The sequence below is a fragment of the Bizionia sp. genome (assembly GCF_048259285.1).
GTDB classification, from domain to species: domain Bacteria; phylum Bacteroidota; class Bacteroidia; order Flavobacteriales; family Flavobacteriaceae; genus Algorimicrobium; species Algorimicrobium hallyeonense.
In genome coordinates this window covers 44793-63127 of sequence record NZ_JBLXHU010000014.1, presented here as the reverse complement: position 1 = coordinate 63127, position 18335 = coordinate 44793, and the positions used below count along the sequence as shown (strand labels likewise).

20 protein-coding genes are annotated in these 18335 nt (G+C 33.9%); 5 read left to right on the top strand and 15 right to left on the bottom strand.

Annotated features, from left to right (window positions below; genetic code table 11):
• Positions 1-23: 23 nt before the first annotated feature.
• The 3 genes from ACN0QX_RS08795 to ACN0QX_RS08785 form a co-directional block, all read right to left on the bottom strand.
• Positions 24-509: an acetyl-CoA carboxylase biotin carboxyl carrier protein subunit gene (locus ACN0QX_RS08795; protein WP_248399087.1), complete on the bottom strand. Its 486-nt coding sequence runs from the start codon at positions 507-509 to the stop codon at positions 24-26.
• 68 nt (positions 510-577) lie between these two features.
• Complete coding sequence (locus ACN0QX_RS08790; protein WP_417196406.1) at positions 578-1249, bottom strand: PrsW family intramembrane metalloprotease; 672 nt, start codon at positions 1247-1249, stop codon at positions 578-580.
• Between the two features lie 27 nt (positions 1250-1276).
• On the bottom strand, positions 1277-1828 hold the full coding sequence (locus ACN0QX_RS08785) for an NUDIX hydrolase (protein WP_417196404.1): 552 nt from the start codon (positions 1826-1828) through the stop codon (positions 1277-1279).
• Between the two features lie 34 nt (positions 1829-1862).
• On the opposite strand from ACN0QX_RS08785, the gene ACN0QX_RS08780 reads away from it, so the two are divergent.
• Positions 1863-4304, top strand: coding sequence for a penicillin acylase family protein (locus tag ACN0QX_RS08780; protein ID WP_417196402.1), 2442 nt, complete (start codon positions 1863-1865; stop codon positions 4302-4304).
• Between the two features lie 144 nt (positions 4305-4448).
• Here the strand turns inward: ACN0QX_RS08780 and ACN0QX_RS08775 are convergent, their stop codons facing one another.
• Positions 4449-5537 carry a M42 family metallopeptidase gene (locus ACN0QX_RS08775; protein WP_248399095.1) on the bottom strand — a complete coding sequence of 363 codons (1089 nt, stop codon included), beginning with the start codon at positions 5535-5537 and terminating at the stop codon, positions 4449-4451.
• Positions 5538-5651: 114 nt separating this feature from the next.
• Here ACN0QX_RS08775 and ACN0QX_RS08770 point away from each other — a divergent pair, with 114 nt between their 5' ends.
• Positions 5652-6329 carry a DUF4294 domain-containing protein gene (locus ACN0QX_RS08770; protein WP_248399097.1) on the top strand — a complete coding sequence of 226 codons (678 nt, stop codon included), beginning with the start codon at positions 5652-5654 and terminating at the stop codon, positions 6327-6329.
• Positions 6329-6955 carry a PAQR family membrane homeostasis protein TrhA gene (gene trhA, locus ACN0QX_RS08765; protein ID WP_417196399.1) on the top strand — a complete coding sequence of 209 codons (627 nt, stop codon included), beginning with the start codon at positions 6329-6331 and terminating at the stop codon, positions 6953-6955. Before ACN0QX_RS08770 ends, trhA begins: the two co-directional genes overlap by 1 nt.
• A gap of 9 nt (positions 6956-6964) precedes the next feature.
• Here the strand turns inward: trhA and ACN0QX_RS08760 are convergent, their stop codons facing one another.
• The 4 genes from ACN0QX_RS08760 to ACN0QX_RS08745 form a co-directional block, all read right to left on the bottom strand.
• Complete coding sequence (locus tag ACN0QX_RS08760) at positions 6965-7582, bottom strand: MarC family protein (protein ID WP_248399101.1); 618 nt, start codon at positions 7580-7582, stop codon at positions 6965-6967.
• Between the two features lie 213 nt (positions 7583-7795).
• The gene (locus tag ACN0QX_RS08755; protein WP_248399103.1) at positions 7796-8224 is read right to left on the bottom strand and encodes a DUF4268 domain-containing protein; all 429 of its coding nucleotides are present in this window, start codon (positions 8222-8224) and stop codon (positions 7796-7798) included.
• A 9-nt stretch (positions 8225-8233) separates the two neighbouring features.
• Positions 8234-8908 (bottom strand): ZIP family metal transporter, encoded by a 675-nt coding sequence (locus tag ACN0QX_RS08750; RefSeq protein ID WP_376860898.1) that lies wholly within the window; start codon positions 8906-8908, stop codon positions 8234-8236.
• The gene (locus tag ACN0QX_RS08745) at positions 8908-9636 is read right to left on the bottom strand and encodes a class I SAM-dependent methyltransferase (RefSeq protein WP_417196395.1); all 729 of its coding nucleotides are present in this window, start codon (positions 9634-9636) and stop codon (positions 8908-8910) included. The genes ACN0QX_RS08750 and ACN0QX_RS08745 overlap by 1 nt, the downstream gene beginning before the upstream one ends.
• A gap of 131 nt (positions 9637-9767) precedes the next feature.
• Between ACN0QX_RS08745 and ACN0QX_RS08740 the strand changes: the two genes are divergently transcribed.
• A complete protein-coding gene (locus tag ACN0QX_RS08740; protein WP_417196432.1) occupies positions 9768-10931 on the top strand; it encodes a THUMP domain-containing class I SAM-dependent RNA methyltransferase in 1164 nt (387 codons plus the stop codon).
• Between the two features lie 276 nt (positions 10932-11207).
• Here ACN0QX_RS08740 and ACN0QX_RS08735 read toward each other — a convergent pair whose 3' ends face one another.
• From ACN0QX_RS08735 to rlmD, 3 genes are read right to left on the bottom strand one after another with little or no spacing between them, the layout of a single operon-like run.
• Positions 11208-11945, bottom strand: a complete 738-nt coding sequence (locus ACN0QX_RS08735; RefSeq protein WP_248399111.1) for a DUF6048 family protein — start codon at positions 11943-11945, stop codon at positions 11208-11210.
• On the bottom strand, positions 11911-12453 hold the full coding sequence (locus tag ACN0QX_RS08730; RefSeq protein ID WP_248399113.1) for a DUF6452 family protein: 543 nt from the start codon (positions 12451-12453) through the stop codon (positions 11911-11913). The genes ACN0QX_RS08735 and ACN0QX_RS08730 overlap by 35 nt, the downstream gene beginning before the upstream one ends.
• Before the next feature lie 5 nt (positions 12454-12458).
• The gene (gene rlmD, locus ACN0QX_RS08725) at positions 12459-13871 is read right to left on the bottom strand and encodes a 23S rRNA (uracil(1939)-C(5))-methyltransferase RlmD (RefSeq protein ID WP_417196393.1); all 1413 of its coding nucleotides are present in this window, start codon (positions 13869-13871) and stop codon (positions 12459-12461) included.
• Positions 13872-14070: 199 nt separating this feature from the next.
• Between rlmD and rocD the strand changes: the two genes are divergently transcribed.
• On the top strand, positions 14071-15318 hold the full coding sequence (rocD, locus tag ACN0QX_RS08720) for an ornithine--oxo-acid transaminase (protein WP_417196391.1): 1248 nt from the start codon (positions 14071-14073) through the stop codon (positions 15316-15318).
• 76 nt (positions 15319-15394) lie between these two features.
• Here rocD and ACN0QX_RS08715 read toward each other — a convergent pair whose 3' ends face one another.
• Genes ACN0QX_RS08715 through ACN0QX_RS08700 form a run of 4 tightly spaced genes read right to left on the bottom strand, consistent with a single transcriptional unit; the run spans position 15395 to position 18335 of the window.
• A complete protein-coding gene (locus ACN0QX_RS08715; protein ID WP_417196389.1) occupies positions 15395-15733 on the bottom strand; it encodes a CCC motif membrane protein in 339 nt (112 codons plus the stop codon).
• 9 nt (positions 15734-15742) lie between these two features.
• A complete protein-coding gene (locus ACN0QX_RS08710) occupies positions 15743-16027 on the bottom strand; it encodes a DUF2752 domain-containing protein (protein WP_248399121.1) in 285 nt (94 codons plus the stop codon).
• Positions 16028-16076: 49 nt separating this feature from the next.
• Positions 16077-17903, bottom strand: coding sequence for a T9SS type A sorting domain-containing protein (locus ACN0QX_RS08705; RefSeq protein ID WP_417196386.1), 1827 nt, complete (start codon positions 17901-17903; stop codon positions 16077-16079).
• 9 nt (positions 17904-17912) lie between these two features.
• A complete protein-coding gene (locus tag ACN0QX_RS08700; protein ID WP_248399124.1) occupies positions 17913-18335 on the bottom strand; it encodes a hypothetical protein in 423 nt (140 codons plus the stop codon).

Below are 18335 nucleotides of genomic sequence, written 5' to 3'. Positions count from 1 at the left end.
GAACAACATGTACGCCTTAAAGTTTATTCAAATTCTATTAATAGTTGATTTTTATCAACGGCATCGCCTTGATTTACGGAAACCGATTTTATAACACCACTTCGCGGTGATGTAATTACGTTTTCCATTTTCATGGCCTCTAAAATAAGCAAGGTATCATCTTCATGGACTTCTTGTCCAACTTTTACCGCTATATCTAAAATTAATCCTGGCATAGGTGCTTTAATATCGTTTACTTGTTTTGAAGCGCCAATTTCGAAACCTAAATCTTTAATAAGCACATCTAAATAATCTTCAATGGCTATTTGATACAGGGTGCCATTAATTTTTATTTGATATTGTTTCGCATTAAAATTACGTTGTATAATTTCAGCTTTATACGATTTGTTTTTGCTTAAAATATGATAGTTATTGGCACTTTCTTGAATACTGTCTAGGGCTTCAATAGACTCCTGTTGTAAATCGAAATCGTAGATGTTGTTAACTTTTGTACGGTAAGTTTGACTCATTAATTTAATTTTAGAAGTGTAAATATAAGGAATATGAACCGTTTTGTTCAAACGGTTTTTAGATTTAACTAGAGTTTAAAATGCGAATTGTTTTGATGACGTTTAATGGCATTTCGGGATAAAACCAGACCAATAAATAAGGATACAAAAGCACCAACCCAAATACCTGGTATAAAATCGATAAATAGGAAAAAATCATAAGCACCATGAAAGATAATAGCGAGCTTCAAACCAAATATGTTTAGCAATCTTTTATTTTTTGAAAACTTGGCTTTCCCCATATAATATCCCATTAATATCCCAAAGGTTGCATGAGCTGGAATGGCCGTAAAGGCTCGTAAAAACGCTGCTTCAAAACCGCCTTCCAATACATACATAATGTTTTCAGTAGCCGCAAATCCCATGGAAACCATTACCGCGTATACAATCCCATCAAAAGGTTCGTTAAAAGCTTCCTTTGGTTGGGCATAATAACGAACGATAATATATTTGCTAAATTCTTCTGTTAAACCAACGACAAAAAAGGCTCTAATAAACATGTGAAGAACACTTGCTTTATCTAGGAAGAAGTAATAATCAAATAAAATATATAATATGGTTGTTAAAATTACACTAACAAATGCACCGAAAAGAAAGGAGTAGAAGAGTAGGAGCTTCGGCTCTTTCTCGTATTTATCTTTTAAATAAATATAGAGGATGATGATGCAAACAGGCGCAATGGCAACTAGGAATAGATTCATGGTTGAAAAGTAAATAAAAATTGGGACTTACAGCGTGAACGATGTTATGGCTTTTAAAACCGTTTCATAATATCCAACATTTGTAACCACGAAATAACCATTGGTCTCACTTTGTTCTAAAAGGGATTTAAACTGATTAAGCGTTACTAATTGCAAAGCTTCAACTTCGCCAGGTTGGGGTATTAAATTTTCCATTGAAACTTGTAATTTGGCAATATAAGTATGGTGAAATTCATTATCAATTATCCCATTTTCATAGCTTTGAAAACAAGGAAAAATACCAATTTTATGCAAATCCGTTTCGGAAATTGTTAAGCCAATTTCTTCTTGTGTTTCCCGAATAGCAGCCTCTTCAATTGTTTCGCCAGCGTCTACATGTCCAGCAACGGAAACATCCCAAAGCAATGGGTAAATAGCTTTACTTGCTGCACGTTGTGCTAATAGTATCTGGCCATCTTCTGTATAAAACCAAATATGTGCTGTATTGTGGTAATAGCCTTTACTGTGAATTTCCGATTTTAATGCGGTTTTTCCAGTTGGTTCTCCGGTTTTGGTAACAATGTCAATATTTTCTTCCATGTACTGATTGGTTTTCAAACTAGGAGCAAATTTAATGAAGATAAACACAAAAGGTATTATATTTACAGATTACCTCTATACATCCAAATTTATTATGATTAAAAAGATTTTAAAAGTATTAGTTTTTTTAGTACTCCTTATTTTAATTAGTGGTTTTGTCTATACGCGTTATCAAAAACCAACCTATTCTGGCACCATTGATTTAAAAAACATTTCGGAAGGTACAGAAGCTTATTTTGATGCCTATGGAATTCCGCATATTTATGCCAATAATAATTTAGATGCTATGACTGCTTTAGGGTATTTACATGCGCAGGATAGATTATGGCAAATGGAGTTAATGAAGCGGATTGCTCCAGGTAATTTGTCGGAGATTTTAGGCGAAAAATTAATTCAAACCGATAAATTTTTTAAAACATTATCTGTTGATGAAGCTACCGAAGTAGCCATAAATAAACTCGATAAAACAGGTAATCCCTATTTAGAAGCTATGGCTTATTTAGATGGTGTTAATCAATTTATAGACGAGGGACCAACACCCATAGAATTTACTTTGGCGGGCGTAGAAAAAGAACATTTTACTTTGACTGATATCTATAATGTATTTGGGTATATGGCATTTAGTTTTGCACAAGCTCAAAAAACAGATCCTGTAATTACCAATATCAAGCAAAAGTTAGGTGATGATTATCTTCTAGATCTAGATGTTTTGCCTAATAGTCAAACAACCCTTATAAAGAATAGTGTAGAACTCCCTGAAACGGTTTTGGATGACATAGCACAAAACATCCAATCTGTCACAGAAAACCTGCCAATTCCGTTATTTATAGGAAGTAATAGTTGGGTTATTTCGCCAAATAAAACCAAGTCTGGTCGTGTTATTTTAGCCAACGATCCACATATTGCTTATGCGCAACCTGCGGTTTGGTATGAAGCCCATATTACAATACCTAACCGTGAAATTTACGGGTATTATTTAGCTGGAATTCCGTTTCCTGTTTTAGGTCATAATAGAGACTATGCCTATGGAATTACCATGTTTGAAAACGATGATATAGATTTTTACAAAGAAGAAAATCATCCAACAGACTCCACGCTTTATAAAACAGCAGATGGTTATAAAAAATATGCCTATACGACTAAAACTATTCAGGTGAAGGATCAAGACCCCATTGATTTGGTGGTCAAAAAATCCTATCATGGACCGATAATGACTGATATTCAAGATGAAATTACTGGAGATAGTCCCATTGCCATTCAATGGGTTTATACGCAGTTAGACAATAATCTTCTTGATGCTATTTATAAAATTTCGCATGCAAAAAATATGAGTGAAGCCAAAGCAGGTGCCTCTTTAATTCATGCACCAGGTTTAAATATCATGTACGGCGATGCCAAAGGTAACGTAGCCTGGTGGGCAACAGGTAAGCTTTATAAACATAAGCCTCACGTAAATCCGAAGTTTATTTTAAATGGCGCATCTGGTGAAGATGATCCTATTGAATATTTAGATTTCAAGGACAACCCTATGGCTGAAAATCCCAATTGGGGCTATGTGTATTCAGCTAATAATCAACCGGACTCTACTGCAAATATGTTATATCCGGGTTACTATTTGCCTGAAAACAGAGCCAAACGTATTGTTGAATTATTGGATCCAAAAAATGATTGGGATATGGAAAGTACTTCCAACATGATGAATGATGTTACATCACCAGTTCATTTAAACATCATTGCGCATGTATCGAATTATATTTCAAATTCGGATTTAAACAAACAAGAAATGGCCGCTTTAGATGTTTTAAAAAGTTGGAAAGGAAATAGTAATACGAATGAAGTTGCACCAACCATTTACACCAAATTTATTTTTCGTTATTTAGAAAATACCTATAAGGATGAATTAGGCGAAACACTTTTTAATCAATTATTAAAAACCCATTTGTTAAAGAGAACCATTATTAAGCAGCTCGTTAATGATAGTTCTATATGGTGGAATAATATAGCAACGAATACCACAGAAACCAAAAGCGCTATTTTAACACAATCCTTAAAAGAAACAGTGGCGGCTTTAGATGCGCAACTAGGAACCGATATGAAGGCTTGGACGTGGGGAAAAGTGCATACTTTGGAACACAATCATGCTTTAAGTGCTGTTGAAGCCTTAAAACCACTTTTTAATGTTGGTCCATTTCCTGCGGAAGGCAATAAAGAAGTTATAAATAATATATTATTTGACTATACCGATTCTGGTTTGTATGAAGCAAAAGGCGGTCCTTCTACACGACGTATTATAGATTTTTCCGATGTGGAAAACAGTATGAGTATACTACCAACCGGTCAATCTGGAAATCCGTTTAGTGAACATTATTCAGACCAAGCAGATATGTATATTAATGGGGAATTTAGAAAAATGCTACTTAATAAAGAGGAGATAATAGAGCAATCCAGAAAAATTGAATTTGTGCCAGCAAAATAAAACAGGTCAAAAAGTTGCACTAATTGGTACCTGTTTATAATTTGTCAAACTGAACGAAGTCGAGGTTTTATTATTTGCTAATAATTCGACTTCGCTCAAGGTGACATTGTGGGCTACATAGCTTATTCTATGCTTTAAAGCTTCTTATTTAAAATACGAATACGTTTCGCCTTCTTTCATTTTTAATAATGTTTCATAAATCATTTTAATAACATTTTCAACATCGTCTTTATGAACCATTTCCACAGTGGTATGCATATAACGCAGCGGTAATGAAATTAGAGCAGAAGGCACACCACCATTGCTATACGCAAAGGCATCTGTATCTGTTCCTGTTGCTCTAGAGAGTGCAGCACGTTGAAACGGAATCTTTTTCTCTTCAGCCGTTTCCGTAATTAAATCCCGCAGTTTTTGTTGAACAGCTGGAGCATACGCAATAACAGGACCAAGACCCATTTCCACATATCCTTCTTTTTTCTGTTCAATCATTGGTGTTGTTGTGTCATGGGTAACATCGGTTACAATAGCCACATTAGGTTTTATAGTTTGAGTAATCATTTCAGCACCACGTAAACCAATTTCTTCTTGAACCGAGTTGGTAATATATAAACCAAAAGGTAGTGTTTTCTTATTTTCTTTTAAAAGCCTCGCTACTTCTGCAATCATAAATCCACCCATACGGTTATCTAAAGCACGACAAACAAATTTATCGTTGTTTAGGATATGAAATTCATCCGGGTAAGTAATAACACAACCGACATGGATGTCCATTTTTTCCACTTCTGCTTTGTCTTTTGCACCCACATCAATACAAATATTATCAGGTTTTGGTGCCTCTTCTTTGGATTTGTTTCTGGTATGAATTGCAGGCCATCCAAAAACGCCTTTTACAATACCATTCTTCGTGTGAATATTAACCACCTTACTTGGTGCAATTTGATGATCGCTACCACCATTACGAACTACATAAATTAATCCATTATCTGAAATATAGTTAACATACCAAGAAATTTCATCAGCATGTCCTTCAATAACCACCTTGTATTTAGCATCTGGGTTTATAACACCAACTGCTGTTCCATAGGTATCCGTAATAAACTCATCTACATACGGTTTTAGGTAGTCCATCCAAATTTTTTGCCCTTCCCACTCATAACCTGTTGGTGATGCATTATTTAAATATTTCTCTAGAAAGTCCATCGACTTTTTATTCAGTATACTCTTTTTTGCCATCTGTATTATTTTTGCACTAAAATAACAATATTAATACTATTTTAAGGTTAAAGGGTTTTTAAATTATTAATTTTACACTTCCAATTTGGAACGATTTTGGATTCATTTTAAGCTATGAAAGTAATTGTCTACTTATTTTTAGTTTTTCCCATGATGCTTTTTGCTCAAATAGAGGAGGAGGTGCAGGACTCTACAGACGTTTTTTACATCTTGGTTGAAGGCGATTCTATTCCTAAAACCGCTATTAATTTAAATGAAGTCATGTTGCTTCATCGTTTAAAATTTAATAGTGATGAAGATCGGAAACGCTATTTAGTTATCAGACGAAAAACTATTAAAGTCTATCCGTATGCTAAACTAGCAGCCGAACGTTTGGAGTCTTTAAACGAACGCTTAAATAGCTTGGAACGTGAAAGTGAAAAGCGACGCTATGCTAAATTAATTCAGAAATATATTGAAGATGAATTTTCAGCCGAATTGAAAAAACTTACCAAGACCGAAGGACAAATTCTTGTAAAATTAATTCATAGACAAACAGGGGTAACTACATTCGATTTAATAAAAGATTTACGCAGTGGTTGGCGCGCCTTTTGGTTTAATAATACGGCCTTACTTTTTAATATTTCTCTTAAAGAAGAATTTGATCCTTGGAATGTAAAAGAAGATTATTTAATTGAAGATGTTCTAGAGCGTAATTTCCAAAGTGGCCGTTTGGAACGTCAAGAATCTGCTTTAGATTTTGATTTTTTTGAATTAACCAACAAATGGCTCAAAACCAAAGAAATGCCCTAATGCGCGTACAAACTCCTTTTGAAGAACGTTTAAATAGTTTAACTCATGCGCTTGGCGCACTTACAGGTATTGCCGCTTTAGTGTTGTTAATACTGTATAATTCCGGTAAAACGGACTACAGTTTATTTAGCGTTATAGTTTATGGGATAACCTTAATTTTATTGTTTAGTTCTTCTACTTTGTATCATTTTGTACAATCTGATAAGCCCAAACATTATTTCCGTATTCTAGACCATATAAGTATTTACTTTTTAATAGCCGGAACCTATACCCCTGTTGCCTTAATAACACTGGAAGCCAGCAAAGGTTGGCATTTATTTTGGACCGTATGGGGTATAACAGCACTTGGACTCGTTCTAAAAGTGTTTTTTACAGGACGATTTGAATTCTTTTCCGTTTTACTTTATTTGTTAATGGGATGGCTTGTTATATTTGATTTCAGCTATTTATCCGAAAATTTAGGTACTACAGGACTTTTCTGGTTATTTGCAGGGGGCTTTGCTTATACAGCCGGTATTTTATTTTATGCTATTGATAAAATAAAATTTAACCACGTAATCTGGCATCTTTTTGTATTAGCTGGTGCCATTTGCCATTTTATAATGGTCTTTTTTTACGTGATTTAAATCTGAATATTACGGTAGGTGGAAGGTAATTTTAATTCCTTCAATAATCATATTAGTTCCAATAATGGCAATAATTAAACCCATAATTTTTCCTACTACAGAAATCACATTGTTACCAATTTTACGCACTATAAAGTCGCTTAAACTGAAGGTTATATAAGTAAGCAAACACATTACAGCAAAAATTAATAATACCAAGCCTATTTTTAAAGCGTTAGCATCCGATACAAAGTTCATAGCCGTAACAATAGTTCCAGGCCCTGCTAGAATAGGAATAGCCAAAGGTGAAACAGCAATATTCTCGTCAATATGTGTGTTTTTTAAATGTTTTAAATTGGATTTTTTCGATTGCAGCATGTCAAAACCTACATAAAAAATTAAAATACCACCTGTAATTTTAAAGGCTGGAATAGTAATACCAAATAACTCAAAAATGGTTTTACCAAGAATAACAAAAATGGCCACAATAATAAAAGCAATTAAAACGGCACGTTTACTAATACGTAACTTGGTTTCCTTATCGGCATTTCCAACTAGAGATAGAAAAATAGGTAAATTTGAAATTGGATTCATAATAGCAAAGAATCCTGTAAATACCGTTATTGAAAAAGTAACAAGGTGGTCCATTATCTGATAATAATTAAAAATTATTTCGTCTCTATAAATTTCATTTTGAGACTTGATTTTTTAAGGCTGCAAAGGTAGGAAATCAACGCGATATAATTGGCTGAATATCACGTTTTAAATTTTAATTTTCAGGATTCATTGAAAGGTGTCAATTCAACTTGTTTTATAGTGGTTGGTGAAAGAGGCAGAATTTGAGTTTTGTAAAAAAAAAGATTAAGGCGTAATAACGTCTCTGTAATCCTCAAAAAAGGATTCAAATTTACTCATGGTATCATTTAAAAAAACCATTACGTCTTGCCAGGTATTTTTGTTATGAATGGATACTTTTTGTTCTAAAGGCACATAAATTCGGGAGATTTCTTTGCCGTTTTCTAAATAGTATTCTTCTTCAAAAATAGCTAATGGTAAATAATCATCTTTTAATATGGTTTTTAACGCCTCTAATTTTTCCCAAATATTGATGCGGTTCTCTAAATCATCTTCCAAATCTATTGAAACCATGGCATGTTTCGTATCAAAATGAAATTTAAAACTCATCCCTTTTATTTTTGTGTCATACAAGATCCATTTTCTAGGAAAGGATTTCCCAAAACTGGTCCAGAATAATTGGCGGAGTTGTCTAGATTCTTCTTTTGAAAACATAAAGCAATATTAAATCATATAAGCTGCAGCAATACCTAAAACGATTGCTATTAACTTGGTGAGATTAAATTTATGACCTTCACCACTTTCAAATAAAATGGTTGTTGAAATGTGCAAAAAGATACCAATTACAATAGCATTAATAGCACTAATGTAATGCGTTGCAATATTGGCGTGATTCGAAATGTAAGTTCCCAAAGGTGTCATAGCAGCAAAAATTATTAAGAAGGCAATGACTTGGAATTTAGTAGCTTTTGAATGGATTAAAAAACCCGTAATAACCGTAGCAATTGGAATTTTATGAACAAGAACGCCATACACCATATCATTGTGTTCATGGATTGGAAAACCTTCTAAAAAGCTATGAATACATAAACTTATAAATAATGCCCAAGGAAACGAGTCATCATGCGTATGGACATGAACGTGACCATGTTCTGCACCTTTGGAAAAGAATTCTAAAATTATTTGAATTAGAATTCCAAACATTATGTAGAGTCCAGTTTCCTTGGCATCTAGATGATGATATACTTCGGGTAATAATTCAAAAAGCGTTAGAGCTAATAAAAAGGCACCACTAAAAGCAAGTAGCAATTTAAAGTTAAAATAGGCTTTTTTGCGTGTTAAAATAACCAAGGCCGCTCCAATAATAACGGCTAATATGGGTAATAAATAGTGTAACATTACTTAAAAATCATAATTAAACGTTCAGACGTGTTTTTATTGAATTTATTTAATTTATAATCCCCAAAAATATCTAATAAATAAACACCTGCTTGATCAAATAATTCTTGAAAATCATCCAAAGTAAACGCCCGAACACGTTCTTGAAATTTATAATTTTCTCCCGCATCTTCAAACTGAATGTCTTTTATAATATAGCCATCTTGGACATAACGTTTTAAATGAAACTCAATTCCCTCAACTGTTTTTGTTTCTTCCGGAACTAAATTTTCAATAACAAAATCACAATTCATAAAATCTATAACTCCAAATCCGGTTTCATTTAAATCCGCTTGAATAGCTTTAATGGTTCTTAAGTTATCCGCTTCATTTTCAAAATATCCAAAACTAGTAAACAAATTAAAAACAGCATCAAACTGCTTTTTAAAAGGTTTACACATATCATGTACTTGAAAATTTAAGGTTTCATTTTCAAATTGTTTCGCGTGTTCTATGCTGTTTTCAGATAAATCGGCACCTGTAACACGATAACCTAATGAGTTTAAATATATAGCATGGCGGCCCTTTCCGCATGCTAAATCTAAAATTTCACCATCTTCTGGCAGATTTAAATAATTGGTTAAGGTATCCATAAATAGCTGTGCTTCGCTATTATCTCTATCTTTATAGAGTATGTGATAATATGGTGTGTCAAACCATGAAGCAAACCATTGCGATGTGTTTTCCATAGAAGTTTTCCCAATGCTGGGATTTGATCTTATAATCGTTATTTCGTCACCCAAAAATATGTCTTTGTTGAGTAAAGTCTGTTGTCTTGCCACAAAAATACTGTATTTTTGCAATCTATTTAATGTCTGCAATGGAGAATAATTATAAAATGGTTGCCAAAACCTTATTTGGCTTTGAAGATTTATTAGAAAAAGAACTACTGCAACTGGGAGCTACTGATATCCAGAAGGGGACTAGGATGGTTAGTTTTACTGGTGATAAAGGTTTTATGTACAAAGCTAATTTAGGTTTGCGTACGGCTATAAAAATATTAAAACCTATAAATAGTTTTCGGATTAAAGATGAACAAGACCTGTATGACCAAGTTTATAAAATGGATTGGAGTCAGTATATGAAATCTAGTGGTACTTTAGCTATTAGTTCTACCGTTCATTCGGAACAATTTACCCATTCGCAATATATTTCTCTAAAAACTAAAGATGCCATTGTGGATAAATTTAGAGACACCACGAATGAGCGACCAAATATTGATTTACGGTTTCCTGATTTAAAAGTGAATGTTCATATAGATAGAAATCAATGTACCATTTCGTTAGATTCTTCCGGCGAATCTTTACATAAACGTGGCTATAAAACGGCTACAAATATAGCGCCAATAAATGAGGTTTTGGCAGCAGGACTGGTTATGTTATCCGGTTGGGATGGTCAATCGGATTTTATGGACCCCATGTGTGGAAGTGGTACTATTTTGGCTGAAGCTGCTATGATAGCATGTAATATTCCACCAAATTTAATGCGAAAGGAATTTGCCTTTGAACGTTGGAACGATTGGGATGTGGAACTGTTTGAAAAAATTGAAGAATCACTTTTGAAAAAAACACGCGACTTTCATCATAAAATAATAGGTTATGATAAATCGCCTAGTGCCGTGGCAAAAGCCAAGGATAATTTGAAGAATGCCCATTTAGATGAATTTGTAAGTATCAAACATGAGGATTTCTTTAAAACTCAAAAAGCGGGTGATGCCAAACTCCATATGGTTTTCAACCCACCTTATGGAGAACGATTGGATATTGATATGGAAAAATTTTATGCTGCAATTGGTGACACCTTAAAACAAAACTATCCAGGAACTGATGCGTGGTTTATTACATCTAATTTAGATGCTTTAAAGCATGTGGGATTACGACCATCCCGAAAAATACATTTAATGAATGCAAAATTAGAATCGCGTTTAGTTAAATATGTCATGTATGAAGGAAGTAAAAAAGCGAAGTATCAAGATCGGGATTAAGTTTCCCTTCTGTTGTTAGGACGTATGACTTTTAACTCAAGCTGAATAAACTCTCGTTTTTCTAACTTTAAATTTGGATTCATAAACTTTGACCTTATACTTCTGGCAAAGTCAAGGAGAAAAAGCTATTGGGGTAATTACAGGAAGTTAATTGTAGAAATTCTGTAATTACGTTTTGGAATTTAGTATTTATTTTCTGGAATTTTTAATCTTTTGAACACTGAACACTGAACACTGAACACTGAACACTGAACACTGAACACTGAACACTGAACACTATTTTGCTTTCTTGAAAATCGGAATTAAATACGAAATATTATAGCCATAGCCAAAGCCAAAACTCCCGCTATCATAGGTTTTATTGTACCCAGGAATATAGATGTTTTCAAAATTATCGGGTTCGCTTTGCGTAATTATATATTTAAATTGGGCATTAACACCTAAAAACAAGTTGGTAAGAACTTCTACTTTTAAGCCCACAATAAATTCAGTCCATACTGCATTTAGTCCACTAAATTTTTTAGATTCTGACGATGAAAATTGTGGTGCCCAATATTGATTTTGCGAGTACACACCAAAACTATTTAAATCTTGACTAAAATTACTGAATGCCACACGAAAACCACCATACAGTAAATTATTCATACCATACCAGTTTTCGTAAGCGTTATAATCGGCTCCAAGTTTTATGTAAGTTCCGGTGGCTGTAACATCAATATAATCTGTGGTCGTTGTTTTTTCTTCAACACCAAATTCTCCAGCTAAATACCATTTTTTTGTAAATCGGAAATCACCATTTACTTCAAAACCCTTATAGTCATCATCTAAAAATGAACGCAGTAATTTACTGGCATCACCACCAACACGCAGTCCGTATTTCTCTAGCTGCTTACTACTGTCTTTTAATTTTTTGTTTGAAGGAATGCTATCGTTTTGTGCAAATGAAACTGAACAAAACAGCAAACCAATCAAACATGTTTTAATGATAGATGTTATAGTTTGTGGTGTATTCATTTTCTATTGTTTGATTATCATTTACAGACTGAATAATTTTTATCCATTTGTCTCCATCATCTTCAACGGTTATGGAAATGTTCTTAAAAACCGTTTTAAAACCACATGCTCGGGAAACGTAAACTTCTTCCGTAACGTACGAAATCGTTATTATATCCTCATTACCGGTAATAAAATCATCATCTGGATTATCAGGCGTATTATTATTATTTAACTTGTAATTTTTATAAATACTATATGACGTACTATTCTCTGTTGTTTTTAGTGGAAGTAAAATTACTTGCTTGTCTCGGGTACCATCTAAATCTGGAAGTGTTTCATCGTTACCAATTCCTTGAACACGACATTTAGCAACATTTCTAGGGTTTTGCTGTTCCGGGTTTTCAATGTTATAAAACGAAATCGTTAAACGTGGGGTTGTAACAGTATCTAAGGTACAGATATCATCACGTTCGCAACTCAAAGTGATACAACAAATCAGAATTATTAAGCCAAGTATTTTTTTCATAGGTTTTATCTTCTTTCCAAAAGTACAACATTTTCAACGTGATGCGTTTGGGGAAACATATCCACAGCTTGTGTACGTGTTACTTTATATTGTGCATCCATAAGTTGTAAATCTCGTGCTTGTGTTGCGCTGTTGCAACTTACATAAACTATTTTTTCCGGTGCAATATTTAATATTTGATTAACGACATCTTTATGCATGCCATCGCGTGGTGGATCGGTTATAATAACATCTGGATGACCGTGTGTATTAATAAAATCCTGATTAAAGACGTTTTTCATATCGCCCACATAAAAGTCAACGTTAGCAATGCCATTTAATTGTGCATTAGCTTTGGCAGCTAAAATAGCATCAGGAACAGCCTCAACCCCAACCACTTTATTCGCTTTTTTGGCAACAAATTGCGCAATGGTTCCGGTTCCGGTATATAAATCGTAAACCAATTCGTTTCCTGTTAATCCAGCGAAATCTCTGGTAATTTTATACAATTCATACGCTTGTTCCGAATTGGTTTGATAAAATGATTTGGCGTTGATTTTAAATCGTAAGCCTTCCATTTCTTCAAAAATATAATCGTAGCCTTTATAACAAATCACGTCTTGATCGTAAATGGTATCATTGGCTTTTTCATTCACTACATATTGCAGTGAGGTGATTTCAGGAAAGGTTTCCGCTAAATAATCTAATAGTAATTCACGCTTGATTTTATCTTCTTTAAAAAACTGAATCATCACCATAATATCTCCCGTAGATGATGTTCTTATCATCATAGTTCGCAATAAACCATGTTGATTTCTGGTGTTGAAAAACGCCAACTCATTTGCAATGGCAAACTCCCTAACCGCATTTCTAATGGCATTGGATGGATCTGCTTGCAGGTGACATTTTTTTATATCTAAAATTTTATCCCACATGCCTGGAATATGGAAGCCTAAAGCATTCCTATCGCCTAAATCTCTATCTGATTGAATTTCTTCCAAGGTTAACCAACGGCTATCGCTAAAGGAAAATTCCATTTTATTACGATAAAAGTAGGGGGCCTTACAACCTAAAATAGGGGTAACTTCAGGTAATTCTATATGTCCAATACGTGTTAAATTATTGGTAACTTCTTTTTGCTTGTAAAATAATTGGTGTTCATAGCCCATATTTTGCCACTTACAACCACCACAAACCCCAAAATGTTGGCATTCAGGTTCGGTACGTTTTTCGGATAGTTTATGAAAAATAGTTGCTTTACCTTCAAAATAGGCTTTACGCTTTTTAAAGGTTTGCACGTCAACCACATCACCTGGAACCGCATTTGGCATAAAAATGACTTTACCATCGGGTGCTTTCCCTATTACTTTTCCTTTTGCACCAGCATCAACTACTTCGACATTGGTGAATATTTGCTTTCTATTATTTTTTCTTGCCATGCTGCAAAAGTACTTTCTTTTTTCGTAGCAAAAAACATGTGGTAAATATTTTAAGAAACAGGAGATATTTAGTAATTTGCGAGCCCTAGGGATGATTTCTCTCCCACGCTGAATTTTCGTCTCGATTACTATCGGGATTTCGGAAGAATAAAGGTACAGTAGGAATGGTTATTTTATTCAACAACTTAAATTTATTAAAATGGCTATTTTAGACCAAGTAACAACATCGCAACAAGCAATTGATTTAGAAAACAAGTATGGCGCACACAATTACCACCCACTTCCTGTGGTTTTGGCTAAAGGTGAAGGCGTTTATGTTTGGGACGTAGAAGGGAAGAAGTATTATGATTTTCTATCGGCTTATTCCGCAGTAAACCAAGGGCATTGTCACCCTAAAATTGTTAATGCTATGCATAAGCAGGCATCTACATTGGCATTAACGTCCAGAGCATTTCATAATGATATGTTAGGTAAGTATGAGAAATTTGCTTGCGAATTTTTCGGATTCGATAAATTATTACCCATGAACACAGGAGCAGAAGCGGTTGAAACTGCTTTAAAAATCTGTAGAAAATGGGCATACGAAGTAAAAGGAATCGATGAAAATAAAGCAGAGATTATTGTTTGTGAAAATAATTTTCACGGTAGAACAACCACTATTATTTCGTTTTCAAACGACCCTGTTGCGCGTAAAAATTTCGGACCATATACAGACGGATTTATCAAAATTGCCTATGATGATTTAGACGCTTTGGAAAGTGCTTTAAAAGCCAACCCTAATGTTGGTGGATTTTTAGTTGAACCAATTCAAGGTGAAGCTGGTGTTTACGTGCCTGCAGCCGATTATTTAGCAAAAGCAAAAGCACTTTGTGAAAAATACAATGTTTTATTTATTGCAGATGAAGTTCAAACAGGAATTGCTAGAACTGGTCGTTTATTAGCGGTAGATCATGAAAATGTTAAGCCAGATGTTTTAATTTTAGGTAAAGCCTTGTCTGGTGGTGCCTATCCAGTATCTGCTGTTTTAGCTGATGATGCTATTATGCGTGTTATTCGTCCAGGAAACCACGGAAGTACTTTTGGAGGTAATCCAGTTGCTGCCGCCGTTGCTATTGCTGCTTTAGAAGTAGTGAGAGATGAAAAACTAGCAGAAAATGCTTATAAACTTGGTGAATTATTCCGCAGTGAATTAAATAAGTTTATTGAAACAAGCTCCATTGTAAGTTTGGTTCGTGGTAAAGGCTTATTAAACGCTATTGTAATTAACGATGATGAAGATAGTGATACTGCCTGGAACATTTGTTTAGCAATGCGTGATAACGGTTTATTAGCGAAGCCTACGCATGGCAATATAATTCGTTTTGCACCACCTTTAGTGATGACAGAAGCGCAATTATTAGACTGTGTCGCTATTATTACCAAAACCCTAAAACAATTTGAAAAGTAAAATTAGTAAACAAACCTATTATTATAAATAAAAAAAAAGCGACGTGAGTCGCTTTTTTTTATAGATAAATTAAACATTATTCAACTTGGGCTTGCTGAAACTGCTTCATAGCCTCATCAAATTGTTCCATATAAGCATCCCATCCGCCCATTGAAATAATTTGATAGATTGACCAAAGTAAATATAGAATATTGATTATCAATATCACTAATGCAACCGTTTTTGCGGTATTCATAGCATTAACGCTTTTTAAATCATAATCATCCGGATTTAGTTGGGCTTTTTGAATTTGGCTATGCGCTATAAAAAAAGCAATTCCTGCTAAAATAAAGCCGAAACCGGCAACGCAACAGCATAATAATCCTAAAATAGCCAGTACATAAACTAGTGTTGGATTGAGTCTTTGTTTTTCCATGTGTAAAATTTAAGTGATTAGTTTTAAAGTAAAACTCCCAATTATAACGATTACGGTTGTAATGGCGAGTGTATTAATAATTTTGTTTGAATGTTGAAATTTAAAAAAAATATTGAAAGCTATGAAGATAAATAAGGCAATTAATGGAAAAACGGCTGGATACATTTTGAATGCAGCCACTAATTCACCATGATATAAAAGCGATATGGAACGCTGTAAACCACAGCCCATACAATCAAACCCAAAGATTTGTTTGTTTAAACAGGGTAGCATAAAATCTTCTGGTGAAGACATAACTATTTTAATTTGAATTTAGTCAAAGTTAAAAAAAGCCATGAATATTTTACTTTTTATTTGAAATGATTACTTTTTTATTCAGATGTATTCCAGATTTAAAAGCAACAGAAACCACATACATGCCATCACTAAATTGTTTAGTGGAAATAGTGTGCTTTTCGGAAAGCGGCATGTTTTTAATGTCCAATACCTGTTTTCCAGACACATCATAAACTATAAGATGTTTAATATCACGAAGGTTTGGATTTATTAAATGTATTTGGGATGTTTCATTATTTTGAAAGATGGTAAAATCAGTAAATGCAACATCAGGTATTCCCAATGTTTGAGTAGTAAACGTTATTTCAAAACGCTCTGAATACGTTCCAAGAGGTAAATTAATGTTGTAATTAGATTCTCTTAAATTCACATAAATATCATTTTCTATATCATGAATATAGATAGGTTGACTATCATCAAAATTTTGAATGTCATAAATTCTAAAACGCACAGGCTGATTAGTTCGTGCTTTAACAATCAATGGAATTCGTAAAGCTTGATCATAACTGAAAGCCTGAATAACATAGGGTTCATTGTTTAATGTCCAATACGCATCCGATGCCAACGGCGTATCACCTTTTCCTTCTAAACCGTAGTCAAAGCCAGGTGTTGCCGAATTGTGAAAATTCATAAGCAGCTGTCGTGTGTATAATTCGTTTTCTGTAAAATCGACATTAATTCGGAAACGTTTAAAATCTGCTGGTACGATATTGAAACCATCTTCATTATAAGTTATTTCATCCAAGTCGCTTTCATAATTGTCAGTTTCGTTTCTAAAGAAATAACTATTGGCACCAGATTGCTTATAAAACTGCCTTTGGGCGTTATTAAAAGTTATGGTTCCACCTGTTCCGTTGCCTTCAATTATAAAACCTTGGCCAATTGGAATATAACGACGCGCTACTTTAGAGCCCGGTCCAAACGGCGCGTTTGTTGGTGTGCCATCTAGTAAATAAGTAGTAAATGGCGCATTGGTAAATGAGTCAACACCTCCTGCCGAAATGGTATAAATACCATAACCACCAACATAATCCGATAAATTATGGGAGCTAGCGCCAGGTGCTTGCTCCCAATATTTAAGAGTTCCAGTCATCCGTGTAGCATTGGTAGCGTTGTGAATAAAATCCCGTGCATCTAAAGCGGAAGGGTATGGGTTGCCAACTAATGTTTCTCTGTTGGCATTCAAGGTAACGGTTATATTTCCATTATTTGGTCGTCCTCTAAAATCATATTGTTGGCCTCCACTTGGATTCCCCTTCATAGTAAAACCGTAGCCTGAAGCTAGGGTCCCATTAGGATCGCCTCCAACGGGCAATGTACCACCACCTAAACCAATCCAATCTTCATAGGCGTTAGTCGTAGATGGTAATCCAATAAATGTATATAACCAATAACTCGCAATTTGTGTTGTTGTACCATTATAGCCCGCTACGTACCCAAAAGGTGTGCTGGTAATTGGCGCCGCGGTTTCACGATACATATTATTGTTTGGTCTGAAAGCTGTATTTCCAGCTGCACCAGCGTTAATACCTACAGGAGAACTCCAATAGTTGTAAGCATAGGTATTTGCAGTACCTGTTTGAAAAGCACTTAATCTACCAGCTCCAGAATTACCAACATTGTTGCCTTGTAATATTTGAGCCTCGTTACGCAGGTATATATGGCTGTTGGTGTTTAAGTTAATAGAATTGGTTACATATAATGGTGCATTTGTTCCACTAGTAAAACCTGTGCCATCAACATAAACATAGCTACCATTGCTAACATATAAATCAGATTGTGAAAATGATAAACCACTAACCGCAAATAGAATTAATGTATATAAATATTTCATGGTAATATTTTAATTATTAATAATTATAGATTTTGTTGTTTTCGGTCTCCCTAAATATTCTTCTCTTGTTAATACTTCTTGATTTTTTAAAATAATTATATTTTTTACTTGGGTCTTTTTTTGTTCCGATTTAGAATTTTCAACCGAAATGACACTTTTTTCAGATTTAGGTTTATTTAGATAATCCGCGACACTATATGTTTTTTGATTTTCTAAATAAACAATCTTTTTAATTTGTTCTTCGCCATTAGATATAGATTCAATCGTTTTAACAGCATTTTTTTCTACTTTAGGTAATAAAATATATTCTTCAAATGAATAACTTTTTTGATTTTCTAAAGTGACTTGGTTCATTTTAACACCACTATTTGTTTTTTGAGAAAAGGTTAAAAAACAGGATAAAAAAATACAGATATATAGATATTTCATCAT